Annotated in this window: 9 protein-coding genes and 8 pseudogenes; 5 read left to right on the top strand and 12 right to left on the bottom strand. The window is 58.1% G+C overall.

What is annotated here, in order from left to right; translation table 11 throughout:
• Positions 1-281: 281 nt before the first annotated feature.
• Positions 282-491, top strand: a complete 210-nt coding sequence (locus AU14_RS00605; RefSeq protein ID WP_008169155.1) for a cold-shock protein — start codon at positions 282-284, stop codon at positions 489-491.
• 131 nt (positions 492-622) lie between these two features.
• On the opposite strand, the pseudogene leuA reads toward AU14_RS00605, so the two are convergent.
• Positions 623-2,276: pseudogene (gene leuA, locus AU14_RS00600) on the bottom strand (2-isopropylmalate synthase).
• A gap of 146 nt (positions 2,277-2,422) precedes the next feature.
• Between leuA and AU14_RS00595 the strand changes: the two are divergent.
• Both AU14_RS00595 and AU14_RS00590 read left to right on the top strand, forming a co-directional pair.
• A pseudogene (locus AU14_RS00595) lies at positions 2,423-2,919 on the top strand (Lrp/AsnC family transcriptional regulator).
• Between the two features lie 198 nt (positions 2,920-3,117).
• Positions 3,118-4,848: pseudogene (locus AU14_RS00590) on the top strand (proline--tRNA ligase).
• 130 nt (positions 4,849-4,978) lie between these two features.
• Here AU14_RS00590 and murB read toward each other — a convergent pair.
• From murB to AU14_RS00545, 9 genes and pseudogenes are all read right to left on the bottom strand, one after another.
• Complete coding sequence (gene murB, locus AU14_RS00585) at positions 4,979-5,998, bottom strand: UDP-N-acetylmuramate dehydrogenase (RefSeq protein WP_041343414.1); 1,020 nt, start codon at positions 5,996-5,998, stop codon at positions 4,979-4,981.
• Positions 5,999-6,000: 2 nt separating this feature from the next.
• Positions 6,001-6,480, bottom strand: a complete 480-nt coding sequence (locus AU14_RS00580) for a low molecular weight protein-tyrosine-phosphatase (protein WP_041343411.1) — start codon at positions 6,478-6,480, stop codon at positions 6,001-6,003.
• Positions 6,480-7,264: pseudogene (gene kdsB, locus AU14_RS00575) on the bottom strand (3-deoxy-manno-octulosonate cytidylyltransferase). The gene AU14_RS00580 and the pseudogene kdsB overlap by 1 nt, the downstream one beginning before the upstream one ends.
• A 26-nt stretch (positions 7,265-7,290) precedes the next feature.
• Positions 7,291-7,479, bottom strand: a complete 189-nt coding sequence (locus AU14_RS00570) for a Trm112 family protein (protein ID WP_041338173.1) — start codon at positions 7,477-7,479, stop codon at positions 7,291-7,293.
• Positions 7,480-7,495: 16 nt separating this feature from the next.
• Positions 7,496-8,524: a tetraacyldisaccharide 4'-kinase gene (gene lpxK, locus AU14_RS00565; RefSeq protein WP_041338171.1), complete on the bottom strand. Its 1,029-nt coding sequence runs from the start codon at positions 8,522-8,524 to the stop codon at positions 7,496-7,498.
• Positions 8,521-10,302: a lipid A export permease/ATP-binding protein MsbA gene (gene msbA / locus AU14_RS00560; protein ID WP_041338170.1), complete on the bottom strand. Its 1,782-nt coding sequence runs from the start codon at positions 10,300-10,302 to the stop codon at positions 8,521-8,523. The genes lpxK and msbA overlap by 4 nt, the downstream gene beginning before the upstream one ends.
• Positions 10,299-10,724, bottom strand: coding sequence for an ExbD/TolR family protein (locus AU14_RS00555; protein WP_041338169.1), 426 nt, complete (start codon positions 10,722-10,724; stop codon positions 10,299-10,301). The genes msbA and AU14_RS00555 overlap by 4 nt, the downstream gene beginning before the upstream one ends.
• Positions 10,725-10,729: 5 nt before the next feature.
• Positions 10,730-11,354, bottom strand: a pseudogene (locus tag AU14_RS00550) (MotA/TolQ/ExbB proton channel family protein).
• A gap of 305 nt (positions 11,355-11,659) precedes the next feature.
• Positions 11,660-13,765: a DNA internalization-related competence protein ComEC/Rec2 gene (locus AU14_RS00545; RefSeq protein ID WP_236744251.1), complete on the bottom strand. Its 2,106-nt coding sequence runs from the start codon at positions 13,763-13,765 to the stop codon at positions 11,660-11,662.
• Positions 13,766-13,953: 188 nt separating this feature from the next.
• Here AU14_RS00545 and AU14_RS00540 point away from each other — a divergent pair.
• Positions 13,954-14,498 (top strand): annotated as a pseudogene (locus tag AU14_RS00540) (DUF2062 domain-containing protein).
• Here the strand turns inward: AU14_RS00540 and AU14_RS00535 are convergent.
• A pseudogene (locus AU14_RS00535) lies at positions 14,486-15,174 on the bottom strand (ABC transporter ATP-binding protein). The pseudogenes AU14_RS00540 and AU14_RS00535 sit on opposite strands and share 13 nt — an antisense overlap.
• Before the next feature lie 13 nt (positions 15,175-15,187).
• A pseudogene (locus tag AU14_RS00530) lies at positions 15,188-16,428 on the bottom strand (lipoprotein-releasing ABC transporter permease subunit).
• Between the two features lie 122 nt (positions 16,429-16,550).
• Between AU14_RS00530 and AU14_RS00525 the strand changes: the two are divergent.
• Positions 16,551-17,138 carry a PilZ domain-containing protein gene (locus tag AU14_RS00525; RefSeq protein ID WP_041338168.1) on the top strand — a complete coding sequence of 196 codons (588 nt, stop codon included), beginning with the start codon at positions 16,551-16,553 and terminating at the stop codon, positions 17,136-17,138.
• Positions 17,139-17,145: the final 7 nt, after the last annotated feature.

Genomic DNA, 17,145 nt, shown 5'->3' with positions numbered 1-17,145 from the left:
TAGAGGCCCGGAGCACCCTCATGCCCGCTCTGGCCAACCACCTGTTTTTTAACCAGTAAAGACCCTCAAAACGGGGTTAAAAAAAGCGTTGACGCTCCCCAAACTCGGTCTATACTGAAATTGCTGTGAAAATACAGCGGTATTTGGTGAAAGCGCTATAACGTCCTGCCCACGTGCTCTTCGTTGCTCCTTCCTCAGTACTCTCTGGATTTCTCAGCGTTGATTCCAAACGGAATATGAAGGTCCCGTGAGGGCAAATTACAGAAAGACAGGAAAGATCAATGTCCGATACAAAAACTGGCCACGTTAAGTGGTTCAACGAGTCCAAAGGCTTTGGCTTCATCGCTCAGGATGGCGGCAGTGACGTGTTTGTTCACTACAGTGCAATCAACGCAAGCGGTTTCCGCACCCTGACCGAAGGCCAGCAAGTGCAGTTTACCGTTACTCAGGGCCCGAAAGGTCCCCAGGCGGAAAACGTAACCCCGGTCTGAGGTTACTGCTTCCGCCCTCTGCCCCTCACGGGCAAAGGGAAATCATTAAGCCGGCATCCTGTGCCGGCTTAATACGTTCTGGCCCGGTCATTTCCCTCAGACCTCAGCCGCCTGCCGGTCCGACTGCTGTGCTACCCCGGACGATCCAACCACCTGGCAACTGCCGAGAACAGCGCCTGCAAAGTTGCCGACGTCGTATCCTCCGCCAGGGCGGCGGCGCTGCAATGGGTCTCGTTGACCATCAAGCGGATACAGGCAGGGCATTGGCATTGGTGCCCTCGCCCAGGGCAAATTCGTCATAGGCCTCAACGGCAATGGCGATCCCGAAACGTTGCTCCAGGGCGTCTGAGACGGCTTCAACCGCGCCCAGCCCGCGGCCTTGAAGAGTTACTGGTTGCGCTTCAGAACCCACCGTCACGTCGGCACGGACACCATTGGCATCGCGGTGCAGGTCATAGCCGCGCAGCTCCCAGTCTTTGTGTACCTTGAGATAGCGTTCTTCAAACAAGCGGTGGATAGTCAGCGAGTCGATTTCACCACCGTTGGTTTCCGCCTCCCGCTGAACGGTCTTGCTGAATTCAATCTGCAGCCAGCGCGGCAGGCTGATGTTGTAGTCCCGCTCCAGCACATAGGCCACGCCACCCTTGCCCGACTGACTGTTGATGCGCACGACTTCTTCGTAACGACGACCGACATCAAACGGATCGATGCAGGTAGGCCACATTCCAGGTCTCGCCTTCGGTGCGGCGGGCGAGACATTTGCGAATCGCATCCTGATGACTGCCCGAGAACGCCGTAAACACCAATTCGCCGGCGTACGGATGACGGGGATGGGTGGAAATTTCGGTGCAGGCTTCGACCACCTCGGTGATTTCGGCCATCCCGGACAGATCCAGTGTCGGGTCAACGCCCTGGGAATAGAGATTCATGCCATGGTGACCAGATCCATATTCCCGGTCCGCTCCCCATTACCCATCAAGGTACCTTCAACCCGGTCCGCACCGGCCATCACCGCCAGTTCGGCGGCAGCCACCCCGCAGCCCCGGTCGTTATGGGTGTGAACGCTGATGCTCAGATGCTCGCGATGCTGGATGTTGTCGCAAATCCACTCGATCTGGTCCGCAAACACGTTCGGCGTCGCCATTTCCACGGTCGCCGGCAGGTTGATAATGACCGGCTGACCCTGGTCCGGGCGCCAGACCTCGGTCACGGCGTCGACCACTTCGGCGGCAAAATCCAGCTCAGTGCCGGTGAAGCTTTCTGGCGAATACTGGAAGGTCCACTCGGTTTCCGGCGCTTGGCTGCCAAATCCCTCACGTGGGTCGCACCCTTTACCGCGATCTCGCGAATGCCGGCCCTATCCAGCCCGAACACCTGCTCCCGCTGCACCGTGGAGGTGGAGTTGTAAACATGGACAATCGCCTGCTTGGCGCCTTTAAGGGCTTCGTAGGTGCGCTCAATCAACTCAGGACGCGCCTGGGTCAGCACCTGAATCTTGACGTCGTCGGGAATCCGGCCTTCATCAATCAGTTTCCGGCAAAAATCGAAATCCGGCTGACTGGCTGACGGGAAACCGATTTCAATCTGTTTGAAGCCCAGTTTCACCAGCAGATCAAACAGCCTTTGCTTCTGCGCAACGGTCATCGGCTTGACCAGCGCCTGATTACCGTCCCGAAGATCGACGGCACACCAGGTGGGTGCCTTTTCGATAATTTGGTCAGGCCAACGGCGATTGGTCTTCCTGACGGGCTTGAACGCAGCGTATTTACGATAATCAAAAGCCATTTCAATCAATCCTTGCGGTTGCCGGTGAAACATCATGCAGTGATTAACAGTGTAACGCCGATCTCCGGGCACGTGATTGCTAATTACGCTCGAAATAGCTATTTTTAGCCATATTCGACTATTAAAAATACTAAACGAGCAATACTATGCCAGAAAAAAACACGACGCTTGTCAAAATCGATAAAACCGACCGAAAAATCCTTGAGCAGGTCCAGAACAACGGCGCCCTGACCAATCAGGAATTGGCCGACAAAGTGGGCCTGTCCCTTCTCCCTGCCTGCGCCGGGTTCGGGCGCTGGAAGAGGCCGGGGTCATCGTCCGGACCGTCACTATCCTGGACCACAAGAAACTGGGACTATCGCTCACCGCCATCATCCTGATCGGCATGGACCGACATACACCGGAGCGGTTCTCCGCCTTTGAAGAAAAGGTGTCGGCTTATCCGGAAGTCCAGGAGTGCTATCTGATCACGGGGCAGGATGCGGATTACATGCTCAAGGTGGTGGTGCCGGACATGGACCACTACCACCATTTCCTGCTAAATCGGATTACCCGTATCCAAGGGGTCAGCGGCGTGCATTCGAGCTTCGTGCTAAGGCGGGTGCTCGACTCCACCGCCCTGCCTCTGGGCTACCTGTCCTGACCCGGAAGCGAGCCACACTGCATCCACCAAAAAACCATGAAACCACATCGGTTTCATCGGTGACCACCTGTACCTGAAGACAGAGGCTCCGTACAATAACCGGCACTTAATGCTCTACAACTCCCTCTCGGGCGACCGATGGCCAAGCACGGTCTCGAGCCCCTGATAATCCCTGATTGGAACCAAACGGAAGACACGATGCGAGCAAGCCGTTACCTGATTGCAACCCAGAAAGAGACACCGGCAGACGCGAGATCATCAGCCATCAGCTCATGCTCCGCGCGGGCATGATCCGAAAGCTTGCAGCCGGTCTGTACACCTGGCTGCCGATGGGCCTGCGCACCCTTCGCAAGGTAGAGCGAATTGTTCGCGAGGAAATGGACAAGAGCGGTGGCCAGGAAGTCCTGATGCCGGCCGTGCAGCCGTCAGAGCTTTGGCAGGAGTCGGGCCGCTGGACCCAATACGGCGGTGAACTGCTGCGCATGCAGGATCGGCATGGGCGCGACTTCTGCTTCGGCCCAACCCATGAAGAAGTCATTACCGACCTGATTCGCAATGAACTGAAAAGCTACAAGGAACTGCCGGCGAACTTCTACCAGATCCAGACCAAGTTCCGGGACGAGCGTCGGCCACGATTCGGCGTGATGCGCGCTCGCGAGTTCGTCATGAAAGACGCCTATTCCTTCCACCTGAATGCCGAGTCGCTGGATGAGACTTACCAGGAAATGCATCAGGCTTATTGCGCAATCTTCGATCGACTGGGCCTGGACTATCGCCCGGTTCAGGCCGATTCCGGCGCCATCGGTGGCAGCGCCTCGCACGAATTCCACGTGCTGGCCTCCTCTGGCGAGGACGCCATCGTGTTCAGTTCCGACAGCAACTACGCCGCCAACATTGAAAAGGCGGAAGCGGTAGCCCCGGCCGGAGAACGCGCTGCGCCGAGCGAAGACCTGAAGGAAGTCGCGACCCCGGGACAACGCACCATCGACGCCATCGCCGAATTCCTGAATGTCGACGCCACTCGCACGGTCAAAACCCTGCTGGTTAAATCCGAGCCGGATGAAGACGGCAACAGCGGTCTTGTTGCCTGATCCTGCGCGGTGACCACACCCTGAACGAGATCAAGGCGGAGAACCTGGCGGGTATCGCAGAACCGCTGACCATGGCAACCGATGAGGAAATCGAAGCAGCTATCGGCTGCAAGCCTGGTTCCATCGGCCCCGTGAACCTTTCAGTGCCGGTGATCGCGGACCGCAGTGCCGCCCACCTTGCCGACTTTGTCTGTGGCGCCAATAAGGATGATTTCCACCTGACCGGCGTGAATTGGGAGCGGGACGTACCGCTGGGCCGTATTGAGGACCTTCGCAACGTGGTTGAAGGCGATCCAAGCCGGATGGCAAAGGCCACCTGGAAATCCGCCGGGGCATCGAAGTGGGCCACATCTTCAAGCTTGGCAACAAGTACAGCAGCGCCATGAACGCCACGGTGCTGGATGAAAATGGCAAGAGCGCGGTACTCGACATGGGCTGCTACGGCATCGGCGTGTCCCGTATCGTCGCCGCCTCGATCGAGCAGAATCACGATGACAAAGGCATTATCTGGCCAGACGCCATTGCCCCGTTCCAGGTTGCCATCGTCACCCTGAACGCCCACAAGTCTGAGGCAGTCGCCGAAGCAGGCGACAAGCTGTACGAACAGCTGCGCCAGGCGGGCTATGACGTCTTGTTGGATGATCGGAACGAGCGCCCGGGCGTGAAGTTTGCTGACATGGAGCTGATTGGTATTCCGCACCGGTTCGTGGTTTCCGATCGCGGCCTGGCCGCGGGGACCCTGGAATACAAGGGCCGCCGGGACGCCGAAAAGCAGGATCTTCCGATCGAGGAAGCCCTGCCTTTCCTGATCAATGCGTCTCCGCGCAAAGGGCTCTGAGCCCGATAGCCTCAGAAGGTAGAAGGGCAAACCGTTAAGGTCTGCCCTTCTTTTTTCGTCTTACCACCCATTCGCACTTCCCTGCCTTTCAAACCGCTAGCAGCACGACACGCTCATCACAGCAGGCAGATTAGCTAACGATCCCGGGCTCCATCTCCAGCTCCACCCCGAACTTGTCCTGCACCGATGCCCGTATCTTGGCGGCCAGCTCCAGGATATCCCGTCCGGTACCGCCAGAATGATTGATCAGCACTAGCGCCTGACGGTTATGAACACCGACATTCTCATTTCGGAACCCCTTCCAACCGCACTGGTCAATGAGCCAGGCCGCGGCGAGTTTGACGCTCGAGCTCTGGGCATAGCCCACCATATCGGGATAACGTGCCAGCAAGTTCTCATAGTCAGCCGACGGTACCACCGGGTTCTTGAAGAAGCTGCCGGCGTTGGGGATCATTTCCGGGTCTGGAAGCTTGCGGCGACGGATCGCCATCACTGCGGTGGCCACATCCGTAACCGTCAATTCAGAGGGTGAGGTCCCTGCCAGGTACTCCTCCAGATCCCGATAACCTAACTGCAAGGGCTTACTGCGCGACAGCCTGAGCCGGATCTCGATAATGACGTAACGCCCCGGAGTGCGCTTGAACAGGCTGTCCCGGTAGGCAAACTCACAGTCTTCACGCTCCAGGGTGATAACCTTACCAGTCTCACGATCCAGCGCCGTAACAGACACCAGTGTGTCACGAAGCTCCACCCCGTAGGCACCAATATTCTGTACCGGCGCCGCGCCCGCCGTGCCGGGAATCAGGGCCAGGTTTTCAATTCCCCGGTAACCGGCTCCAGCAGCGTAGAGAACAGCCTCGTGCCAATTTTCGCCAGCGCCAAGTACCAATGTGGCGTCCTGACCCGAAGCCTGTTCCCACCGTCGACCGCGCATGGCCATGCGCACCACCAGCCCGTCGAAGTCGCCGTAAAACACCAGATTGCTGCCACCACCCAGAATCAGGGTACGGAGTTCCTGGCGCTCAGCCCAAGCCAGGGCCTCAGAAAGCTCTTCAGCATCCCGGACCTCAAGGTAGTAACGGGCAATGGCAGCTACCCGCAGGGTGTTGAGCTCAGCCAGCTCGACATATTCCTGGGGTTGCGTGTTCAAGCTCAAGCCAGGCGCTCCCGGATATCGACCAGCAGGCCCTCGCCTGCCTCGTGGATCAGGTCCAGCACAAACTCAAAACCGTCCGTGCCACCGTAATATGGGTCGGGAACCTCCTGATGGTGGGACCGCCCATAGCCAAGGAACAGTTCCGGCCGGGTACCACCACTCTGGCGCCAGATGTCAGTGACATCAGCCAGATTCTGCTGATCCATCACCAGCACATAATCAAAGCCATCGAGATCATCGGCAACGAATTGCCGAGCCCTCAGGTTGCTGATGTCGATGCCGCGTTTGCGGGCTGCCTGTGTCGCCCTGGAATCAGGCGCCTTGCCTATGTGCCAGTCGCCTGTACCGCAGGAATCGATCTTGATGGAGTCTTCAAGACCCGATTTCTCTACCAGTGACCGAAACACGCCTTCGGCGCTGGGCGAGCGACAGATGTTACCCAGGCAGACAAACAGCACACTCACTTGTTTCGACATTACACGTTCCTCGTCGCCAGCCATTCCCGGATGCGCTCCAGATCGGCTTCGGTATCAACGCCGGCAGGTGGTTTTTCAGCGGCTACATCCACGTGGATACGGGCACCGTTGTACAAAGCCCGCAACTGCTCCAGAGATTCCGCCTTTTCGGTGGGTGCCGGCGCCCAGTTCACGAACTGCTCCAGGACATGGGCACGGTAGCCATAAATGCCGATATGACGGAAATAATCGACACCGGCCGGCATCGCTACGTCGTCGCCACTCAGTGGGCCGCCGTTCATCCAGGTATCCCGGGGCCACGGAATCGGCGCCCGGCTGAAATAATGGGCCATGCCTGGTGGTCAAACACAACTTTCACGGCATTAGGGTTAATCAACTGATCAACATCGTGGATGCGCTCGCACAGGGTGGCAATGGCGGCATCGGGATAGAATTCCAGATTGTCCGCTACCTGATTGATCAGCACCGATGGAATCAGGGGCTCATCACCCTGCACGTTGACCACCCGGTGATCGCCTTCCAAGTCGAGATTTCGCGCCACTTCTGCCAGCCGATCAGTACCACTGGCATGGTCCGGCGATGTCATCACAACATCGGCGCCAAAGCGCTCGCAGGCTTCGCGAATACGGTCATCATCGGTGGCCACCACCACCCGATCAGCACGACTCGCCAACGCCCGTTCGTATACATGTTGAATCATCGGCTTGCCCACGATGTCCGCCAGCGGCTTGCCAGGCAAACGACTGGAGGCATAACGAGCTGGGATAACCACAGAGAAAGACATGAGCAGAAGTATCCTGAAACAGTGACTTAGCGTTTATCGAGGCGCTCGTCGGTAGTGAGCGTACGAGCTTCACTGGATAGCATGACCGGTATCCCCTCGCGCACGGGGAACGCCATGGCGTCCTGATAGCAGACCAGCTCGGTTCGAGCCTCGTTAAGTTTCAGATCGCCCTTGCAGACCGGGCACGCCAGCATTGCCAGCAGTTTTTTGTCCATGATGTCCCATCCAGGTTTAAGAGATTAGCTGTTCGGAACTCTGCCCGATGCGGGAGATCACCGAACGTGAAAATTCATCCGACAAACTGGCCTGTACGGAAAAAACCCAGGCGTTGTCTGGCGCGAACGGACGGCACTTCACCGCATCTTTGGCGGTCATCACCACCCACTGGCCCGCTTCCGCAGTAAGATCGCTGGCCTTGAAGCTGTGATGATCCGCAAAAGGTGCCTCGGTGACCGTGGCCCCCAAGTTTCTTAGTGTATCGAAAAACCGTCCAGGATTGCCGATTCCGGCAACCGCTCGCACGGCCTGCCCCTGCAAATCGGTGATTGGCCGCGCCTGTCCGGTTTTCAGGTTAACCAGCGTCGATGGCTCAAGCGCCATGGTGTGGATTTCCGGATGCTCAATATCGCCGAAGGCGTCGAGATGCTGGCCGGCCTCAAACTCGCCACCATTCACCACCACAAAGTCCACAGAAGACAGGCGCGATACGGGCTCACGTAGCGGCCCGACAGGAATTACGGCACCATTGCCAGTACCACGGGCACCGTCGAAAACCGCCAGCTCGACATCTCTGGGTAAGGCGTAGTGCTGCAGACCATCGTCGCAGACGAGAATATCGCCAAGCTTCTGATCCAGTGCCCAGAGGGCACCACGGCGGCGAATGGGATCGACTACTACTGGAACACCGGTTGCTTGCGCCAGCATCACCGGCTCATCGCCCATTTCGGAGGGGTTGCTGTCGGCACTGACCAGTGCCGGGTAGTGCGGAGACTTGCCGCCATAACCGCGACTGATGATCACCGGGCGCCAACCCACTGACCGAAGTTCGGCGACCAGCCAAGCAGTGAGAGGGGACTTTCCGGTACCGCCCGCGGTGATATTGCCCACCACCACCACCGGCACGGGCAGCGCGTCATTTCTCGCCTCCCACGCCTTGCGGCGCCGGGAGGCAGCGACCATCTGGAATAGCCAGCTCAGCGGAGCCAGGGGCCACAACGGGCGCGACTTGCCATACCAGAGCCGGTCAATCAGCGAGCTCATACCGAATCGCTGAATTGCATCTGATGCAGCTGGGCGTAGGCGCCACCGGTTTTCAGCAGCTCGTCGTGCCGCCCGGATTCGACAATTCGGCCGTTTTCCATCACCAGGATTCGGTCGGCTTTCTCAATGGTGGACAGACGGTGCGCGATGACCAGTGTGGTCCGGCCTTTCATGACCATTTCCAAAGCTTCCTGAATGTGACGCTCAGACTCGGTATCGAGCGCCGAGGTGGCCTCATCAAGGATCAAAACCGGCGCGTTCTTGAGCAGTGCCCGGGCAATGGCCAAGCGCTGGCGCTGACCGCCCGAAAGCATCACGCCGTTGTCACCAATCATGGTATCGAGCCCCTCGGGCATCCGGTCGATAAACTCAAGGGCATGGGCCTTGGCCGCTGCCTCACGGATTTCCTCGCGACTGCAATCCCGCAAGGCGCCGTAAGCGATGTTGGCGGCAATGGTGTCGTTGAACAGCACAACGTTCTGGGTTACCAGGGCTATCTGCGAGCGCAGGGCTTTCAGGGAGTAATCTCGCAACGAGTGGTCGTCGATCAGAATATCGCCACCGGTGTACTCGTAGAAGCGCGGCAAAAGGCTGACCAGTGTGGACTTGCCGCTGCCTGAGCGGCCAACCAGGGCGACACTTTGACCGGCTGGAATGTCGAGCGTGATGCCTTCGAGCACATTGTCGAGCTGATCCCGGTATCGGAAAGATACGTCCTCAAACCGGATGTTGCCTTCCACTCGTGACGGCGCGTAGGTGCCTGGATCCTGCTCGGGCTGTTCGTCCATGGTTTCGAACACATCGTACGCGGCGGCCAGGCCTTTCTGGATCTTGGCGTGCACCGAGGTTACCTGGCGGATCGGTTTCGCCATGGTGGTCGCGGCGGTAATGAAGGCGACCAACTGGCCAGTGGTCATGCCACCCCGAATTTCCGGCGCCAACATGGTCCACACCAGCGCCGCGATGGCGATGGCTACCAGCACCTGAATGACCGGCACACTGATGGCCTGGGTCGAGGCCATCTTCAGACTCTGCGCGAGGTTACGGTCGTTGACCTCGCGAAATCGCTGCTGCTCATAGTCTTCGCCACCGAACGTCCGCACCACGCGGTAACCGGCAATGGACTCAGAGGCCACATGGGTAATGTCGCCCATGGAGCCCTGGATGCGTTTGCTGATTCGACGGAAACGCTTGCTGGCATAGCTCACCACGGCGCCAATGACCGGCCCAACCGCGAGGAAGATCAGGGTGAGAACCCAGTTGGTATAGAGCATGAAACACAGCAGGCCAATAATGGTCAGCCCTTCACGGAGGGTGATGGTCACGGCATCGGTCGTCGCTGCCGCCACCTGCTCCACATTGAAGGTCAGCTTGGACACCAGTCGGCCGGCCGCGTTGTCATCAAAATAACGGGATGGAAGAGAAAGTAGACGATCGAATACATCATTGCGCAGGGCATTTATAACGTGTCGGCCAACGTACCCGATAAAATACTGACTCAAAAATGTACCCACCCCTCGGAAAGCAAATACGCCAACGATCAGGAGGGTGAGAAGAATCCGATTGCCGTCAGTCGGGTTTTCGATGGCGGCAATCACATACTCCATGGCGGCCGCCATACCGGTGGATGCCGCTGCATAAATGATGTTGCCTAACACGGCAAGGGAAAATGCCAACCAGAACGGTTTCACATAGGCCAGCAGGCGCTTGTAGGTATCCCAGCTGCCGGAAGGTTGGACGGCGGGCCCCTGGGCCGGGAGCGGGTCTGGACTGCTCATTCTGTTTCCGTCTCCCGCTCAGTGGTGATGCTCAGCTTGGCAAAGCCGAGACGACCGGCGACGTCCATGGCACGAACCACAAACTCATGGGGGGTGCGGGCATCGGCGGTAATAATGAACGGCAGGGATTTGTCACCCTCCGCCAGCTCTTTCACACCCCTTTCCAGGGTCTCGCGGCGGTTGTTGACCAGGGCCTGGTCATTGAGCAGGTATTGGCCCTCGGCGTTGATCACCACATCAATCTGGCGAACCTCTGAAGGCGATACCGGCTCCCCGCTAGCCTCAGGCAGTTCCACCTGGAGATGGCTCTCGCGGGTGAAGGTGGTGGAGACCATAAAGAAAATCAGCAGCAGGAACACCACGTCGATCAGTGGTGTCAGGTCGACCGCGACTTCCTGACTTCTCTGGCGCTTGAACTTCACGGCGTTCAGGCTCCTTCCACGTCGATTTCGCGGTCTCCGTGCACAACCTCAACCAGCTTGATGGCCTCTTGTTCCATGCTGACCACCAGTTCGTCGACACGACGAATGAAATAGCGGTGGGCAATCAGGGCCGGAATCGCAACGCTCAGACCGGCTGCGTGGTAATCAGGGCCTCCGAAATGCCGCCTGCAAGATTACCGGCATTGCCAACACCAGCCAGCTGAATCTCCGCGAACACCTTGATCATGCCAATCACGGTACCCAGGAGACCAAGCAGTGGTGTGATGGTAGCCACCGTGCCCAGCGGGTTCAGGAACCGTTCGAGGTCATGAATCACCTGGCTGGCTTCATGCTCAATACTCTCTTTCATGATCTCGCGACCGTGCTTGGCATTGAGCAGACCACCCGCCAGAACGCGGCCCATGGGAGAAGATCCCTGAAGCGCTTCAGCTTACGGCCATTGAGTTCTTTTTTCTTGATCCAGCGCCAAAGCTCATTAAGGGTCTGGGATGGTGCCACCCTGGACGCACGCAAGGTCCAGAAACGCTCCAGAATAATGGCAAGGGCCAGAATGGAACACGCAACAATAGGCACCATCAAAATGCCACCGGCTTTCAACAGCTCGAACACGCTCGGTCTCCCTGATAGTTTACAAGCCGCGCTACTTTAGCATAGCTGCCGTGGCAGGCCACACCCGTTATGTCACGGTATCGAACATTCATCACGGGCCTGGCCTTTCTCGCCAATCCAGAACGGTGTATCCAGACGCTTCTCTTTGATGGTCAGGCGGTTATCTTCAATGGCTGCCACCAACATTCCGGAACAGGCAGTACTGAATGCGCTCACCCCACGATTACGATAGCGGGCCGTTACGCTGCTGTGAGGGTGCCCGTATCGATGCCGGTAACCGGCGGAATAGATCACCACCTCTGGAGTCAAAGCTGACACCCACTGCGGCGAGGAGGATGTCTTGCTGCATGATGAGGCGCAAGCACCAGCCGCGTCACATCCGCCGCCAAAGATCCCTGCCCGCGCAGGTGTGACAAATAGAGCGCCTCAGTTGCCGCACTGATATCGCCGGGCAGCAGCCACTCAGTGCGAGATGGCGCATGCTCAATCCGCACCACGCAGGAGGCATCGTTGCCGGTACGCGAATCACCGGCGTGCCAATAGTGAATGTGCAGCCCTGCTAACTCCTCACCCGCCACCGCGCAGGGCTGCACAACAAGGCCGGACGTTTCGCCCAGCTTCTCCTGAACGGCCGACACCTCACCGGTGACCAACTTTCCGATCTGGATAGACCTGGCCAACGTTGCCAGACCACCGGAATGATCGCTGTCGGCATGACTGATTACCAGGGTATCGATACGGTTTATTCCCAGCGCTTTCAGATTCGGAAGCAAAGTCGACTCCACAGCCGAGAACACACCCGGTACTGCTGGCCCGGTGTCGTACAACAACACCGTGTCCTGATGCCGCACCAGGACCGCCAGGCCCTGCCCGACATCCCAGACTCGTAACTCTGGCTCAACCAGATGGGCGTTGGGCCGTTGCAATGTCGGTGGTTGCACCACTGCCAGCCAAGCCACGAACAACAAACCAGCGCAAGTGCCACCTCCGGGCGTCGGCACTTTCACCAGCAACAGCACCAGTCCCGCCAGCCCAATCACCTCCCACGGCCCCACATTAATGGCCGGAGACGGCAATTCCGCCAGGTAGGTCAACACCACCCAGAGTATTCCCATGAGTCCGTCACAGAACGGAACCACCACCTCAATTGCGGCCGGCACGATCGCCACCACTACAGCACCGCCAATCAGACCGGGCATAACCACCAGCGACACCCAGGGAATAGCCAACAAATTGGCCAGCCCACCGATCAAAGGCTGATCCTGCCCGAACACCTGTAGCAGCGGCCAGAGCCCGGCAAACAAGGCGCCCTGGGCCAGCAGAAGTGTCCCGAGCCACCCCAGAGGCCGAAGCCCAGCTGCAAAGACCCAGATCAGAACGGCAACCGCGCCAAACGACAGCCAGAAACCCTGATCCAGCGGCGCAAACGGATCCAGCAATAGAACCGCTGCCAAGGCCCAGACCCATGCCTGCCAGGCCGGAAGCTGACGCGCAAACAGCAACGACCAACCGCCCACCAACACCATTAGCAGCGCTCTTTGGGTTGGAACGGTGAACCCGGCCATCAGGGCATAGACCAGACAACAGATCATTACCGCCGCAAAAAGGCAGCGCCGCTGAACAACCTCACCCACCCAGGTCAACGGCAAAGCCAATAGAAGCCTGCGCACCAGAAAGCCGGCGCCGAGGGCAATCAACCCCAGGTGCAGACCGGAGATGGCCACCAGGTGGATGGTGCCGGTGGCCTGCAACACCTTCCAATGGGTGGGCGTCAGGTGCCCCCGATCACCCACCAACAGGGAACTGATCAAGGGCCGATGTTCGGCACTGGCAAACCGATGCTCAACCCAATTTGCAATCCAGTGGTGTGCCTCGTGATATCGGCATTTTAAGCTGCACATCACGGCCTGATCCGGAACTACTTCCCGGACCGTCCCCGTTGCCCGGTAGCCTTTACGGAAAAGCCAGTCTTCATAGCGGAATCCAGCATCGTTCAGGGCACCGTGAGGTCGCTTCAGGACAAGCTCAAGTCTCAAGCGGTGTGAAGGCAAACGGCGTTCGGCATGTCCGTACCAAGCAAGGCGCAGAAGTTGTGGTAGCTTGATGGCTTGATTCGGGGAATGCGGGCGCTCGTGCCATTGAGTGACACAGAAGCTGAAACGGAGACTGTTAAAGCTTCCGGGCGATGGGATGTCACAGACGTAGCCGGAAACCGACAGGCGCTGCCCTTCCATGCCGGCAGGCAATCTCTCAGCCAGGCGCCGGTCAGCGTGCCAACTGGCCCAAGCCAATCCTATGATCAGGGCCATGCTCACGACAGCCATACGGCGGAGTGGATACTGGCGGGCTCGAAACGCAATGCAAAAAGCTGTAATAAAGCTCGCCACGATCCATTGCGGAGGTGGCAACATCGACAGCCAATACAGTAAGATAACGCCGCACGAGAAGGCGAATGCAGCCGCGACCGCTAAACCGCGCCCAGATGCGGACCCGGGTCGGGTAATTGATTGTCCGGACAATCCTTGTCCTCCGGTTTGATGATCCACCGGCAGCATCCATGCTTCCGGAATTCACACGCAAACAACAGGCAGAGCTTCCAATGCCAAAGAAGTTCATGAAACGCTATCTGCCAACACCAGAGAAGGTGCAAGCGATGAAATCGCTCCGCTTTCTTGGCGATATCCTTCATGAACCCAATCTCTGGCACATCAACCGCCACAGCGTTGCCCGCGCATTTCTGGTCGGCATCTGGTTCTGCTTTATCCCTATGCCCTTCCAGATGATTGGTGCCGCCCTGTTCGCGATATGGTTTAACTCGAACCTGCCGCTATCTGTAGTGCTGGTATGGATCAGCAACCCGGTTACCATGCCGCCAATCTTCTATTTCAATTACAAGGTCGGCGCCTGGGTCCTGGACCGGCCAGTCCTCAACTTCGAATTCGAGCTGTCCTGGGCCTGGATCAGCGAGCGCCTGCTCGATATCGGGATTCCCCTTTACCTCGCTCGCTGATGGTAGCCACGGTTTCTGCCTGCATAGCCTATCTGATCATCCAGTTCCTGTGGCGCCGGAAGATACGTTCCGATTGGCGGTTACGCCGTGGCGACCGCCTCAAGCGCCAACGGGCCGCTGATCAAACTTCCTGAACTAGCCGCCCCTGCTCAAGACGCAAAACCCGCCCCAGGCTTCGTGCCATCTTCATGTCGTGAGTAACCATCACGAACGAAATACCCAATTCATCCCGAAGCGATTCGATCAGCTTGCGCACACCTTCCCCGGTTTGTTCGTCGAGGTTGCCGGTCGGCTCATCCATCAGCACGCACTGGGGCTCGTTCACCAGGCGCGGGCGATGGCCACACGCTGACGCTCGCCGCCAGATAGCTCACCAGGCTTGTGGGCAAGCCGCTCCGCCAGTCCCACCTGGGTCAGAAAACCTTCCGCCTTTTTCTTGGCAGCGCTAATCGCCATACCGCCAAGCGCGCACGGCATCATCACATTCTCCAAGGCAGGGAACTCTGGCAGCAGGTGGTGAAACTGATAGACAAAGCCGAGGTGCTTGTTGCGGAACCGGGCCCGCCCGGCCTCCGACAGCCGGTGAATATCGTTCCCACAGATTGAGATCTGGCCCGAGGACGGCCGATCCAGGCCACCCAGCAGGTTCAGCAGGGTGGTTTTACCGGCACCACTGCTACCCACTATGGCCACCGTCTCTCCGGCCGCCACCTGCAGCGAAATGTCCGAGAAGATTGTCAGTTTTTCCGGCCCCTCGCTGTAGGTGCGGGTAACCTGACGACAATCGATAACCGGCGCTGTTTCGTGCATGTTCCCGTTTTCCTTACTCATAACGCAGCGCCTCCGCCGGATCGACTCGGGAAGCCCGCCACGCGGGATAGATCGTCGCCAGCAGACTCATGGCAAGGCCGGCACCGCTAATGATAAACACGTCCTGCCATTGCAGCTGGGACGGCAGATAACTAATGAAGTAAACATCGGCACTCAGGAACTGGTGCCCAAGCGCATCCTCCAGCCAGGAGATAAAGGCACTGATGTTGAGCGCACCCACGATGCCAAGGGCAGTACCGATGAGCGTACCGAATATACCGATCACAGCGCCCTGCACCATGAAAATACGCATGATTCGCCCGGGCGTTGCGCCCATGGTTCTCAGAATTGCTATATCTGCGGTTTTATCGGTCACCACCATGACCAGGGTCGAGACGATGTTGAAGGCGGCAACCGCGACGATGAACATAAGCAGCAGACCAATCATGGTCTTCTCCATGCGAATAGCCTGAAAAAGGTTGCCATGAGTACGAGTCCAGTCGGAGATGTAGTACCGGCCCGGGAGCGAACGGGCGGCCTGCTCCGCCACCTTGGGCGCTGCGAACAGGTCATCCACCAGCAGTCGAACCCCAAGCGCCTTGCCGCCAGTGCGCATAAGCTTGGAGGCATCGTCCATGTGGATTAGAGTGTAATTCCCGTCAAGTTCGGCACCAACGCTAAACACCCCCTTCACCGTGAACCGCTTCAACCTCGGCAAAACACCAGCTGGCGTTACCGAGGCCTCGGGCAGCACCACCGTAACCTTGTCGCCCAGTTTCAGGCGCAAGCTGGCAGCCATCAACCGGCCGATAATAATGCCGAACTCACCGGATTTGAGGTCGTGAAGGTGCCATCGACCATGTGCTGTTCGATAATCGATACGGTTTTTTCCTGCTCCGGCAGGACGCCATTCAACAGCACCCCGCGCACGTTGCCGCCACCGGTCACCATGCCCTGACCCTGGATAAACGGCGCCGCTGCCAAAACCCGTGGATGCTGCTGAACCTGTTCATCGATCGATTCCCAGTCCTGTAGCGGGCCGGAGCCTTCGATGACGGCATGAGGAACCATGCCGAGGATGCGTTGCTTGAGCTCCCGGTCAAAGCCGTTCATCACTGACAGCACGATAATCAACACCGCCACACCCAGCATCAGCCCGATCATGGAGGTCAGTGATATAAAGGAAATAAAGTGATTTCGACGTTTGGCCGCTGTGTAACGCAAGCCGATATAAAACGATAAAGGTCTAAACATGGGGAGGCGCCTGTCGCTACCTGCGGATCTGTCGTGGTCTGGTTTCCCCGACCGCCTACCTGCGCATCGGGAAACTGCTAAACTATTCTGAAATAATGATAATTGAACGCTTCGGAGTCAGGATGACATCACCCAACAATCCCAGCGAACCGGCCGAGCAAAGCCTGGAACGTCGAGATTACTTCCGTATTGAGGACCGGATCGGTCTCGAAATCCGAAAGCTCTCACCGATGGCTAACCCTGACGAAAATGCGTTTGGCGACGATCATCTGGAAAGCCTGAAGGCCGAGTACCGGAGACTGGACCAGGATATTAAATCCCAGCTTGCCAGCCTCGCCGAGCGGGACCGCCTGCTTACCGGGTTAATTAAGTCCCTGAATGGCAAGCTCGATACGCTCGCGCGCATTATGGCCTTTGAGCAAAATCCGTTGCAACCGGAAGACTGGCAGGAAGTTACGCTTAGCGAGGGCGGACTCGCCTTCACCGCCGCCCCGGAAACCTTCAGGACTGGCAACCTGCTTACCGTCCGGATGACTCTGCCCCCGGAGCTTTTTCAGCCCCGGGCGATTGCCGAGGTTATTCATACCCACCCTGATAACGCTGGCGGTATGCGCATCCACAGCCAATTCGTGCACATCCACGACAGCGACCGACAGCAAATTGCGCGGCATGTGATGCGCTGGCAAATTCGACAACGCAAAAAAGAATAAATTGCCG

Origin of the sequence: Marinobacter similis, assembly GCF_000830985.1 — a bacterium.
GTDB lineage: Bacteria > Pseudomonadota > Gammaproteobacteria > Pseudomonadales > Oleiphilaceae > Marinobacter > Marinobacter similis.
This window is presented reverse-complemented; position numbering and strand designations above follow the sequence as displayed.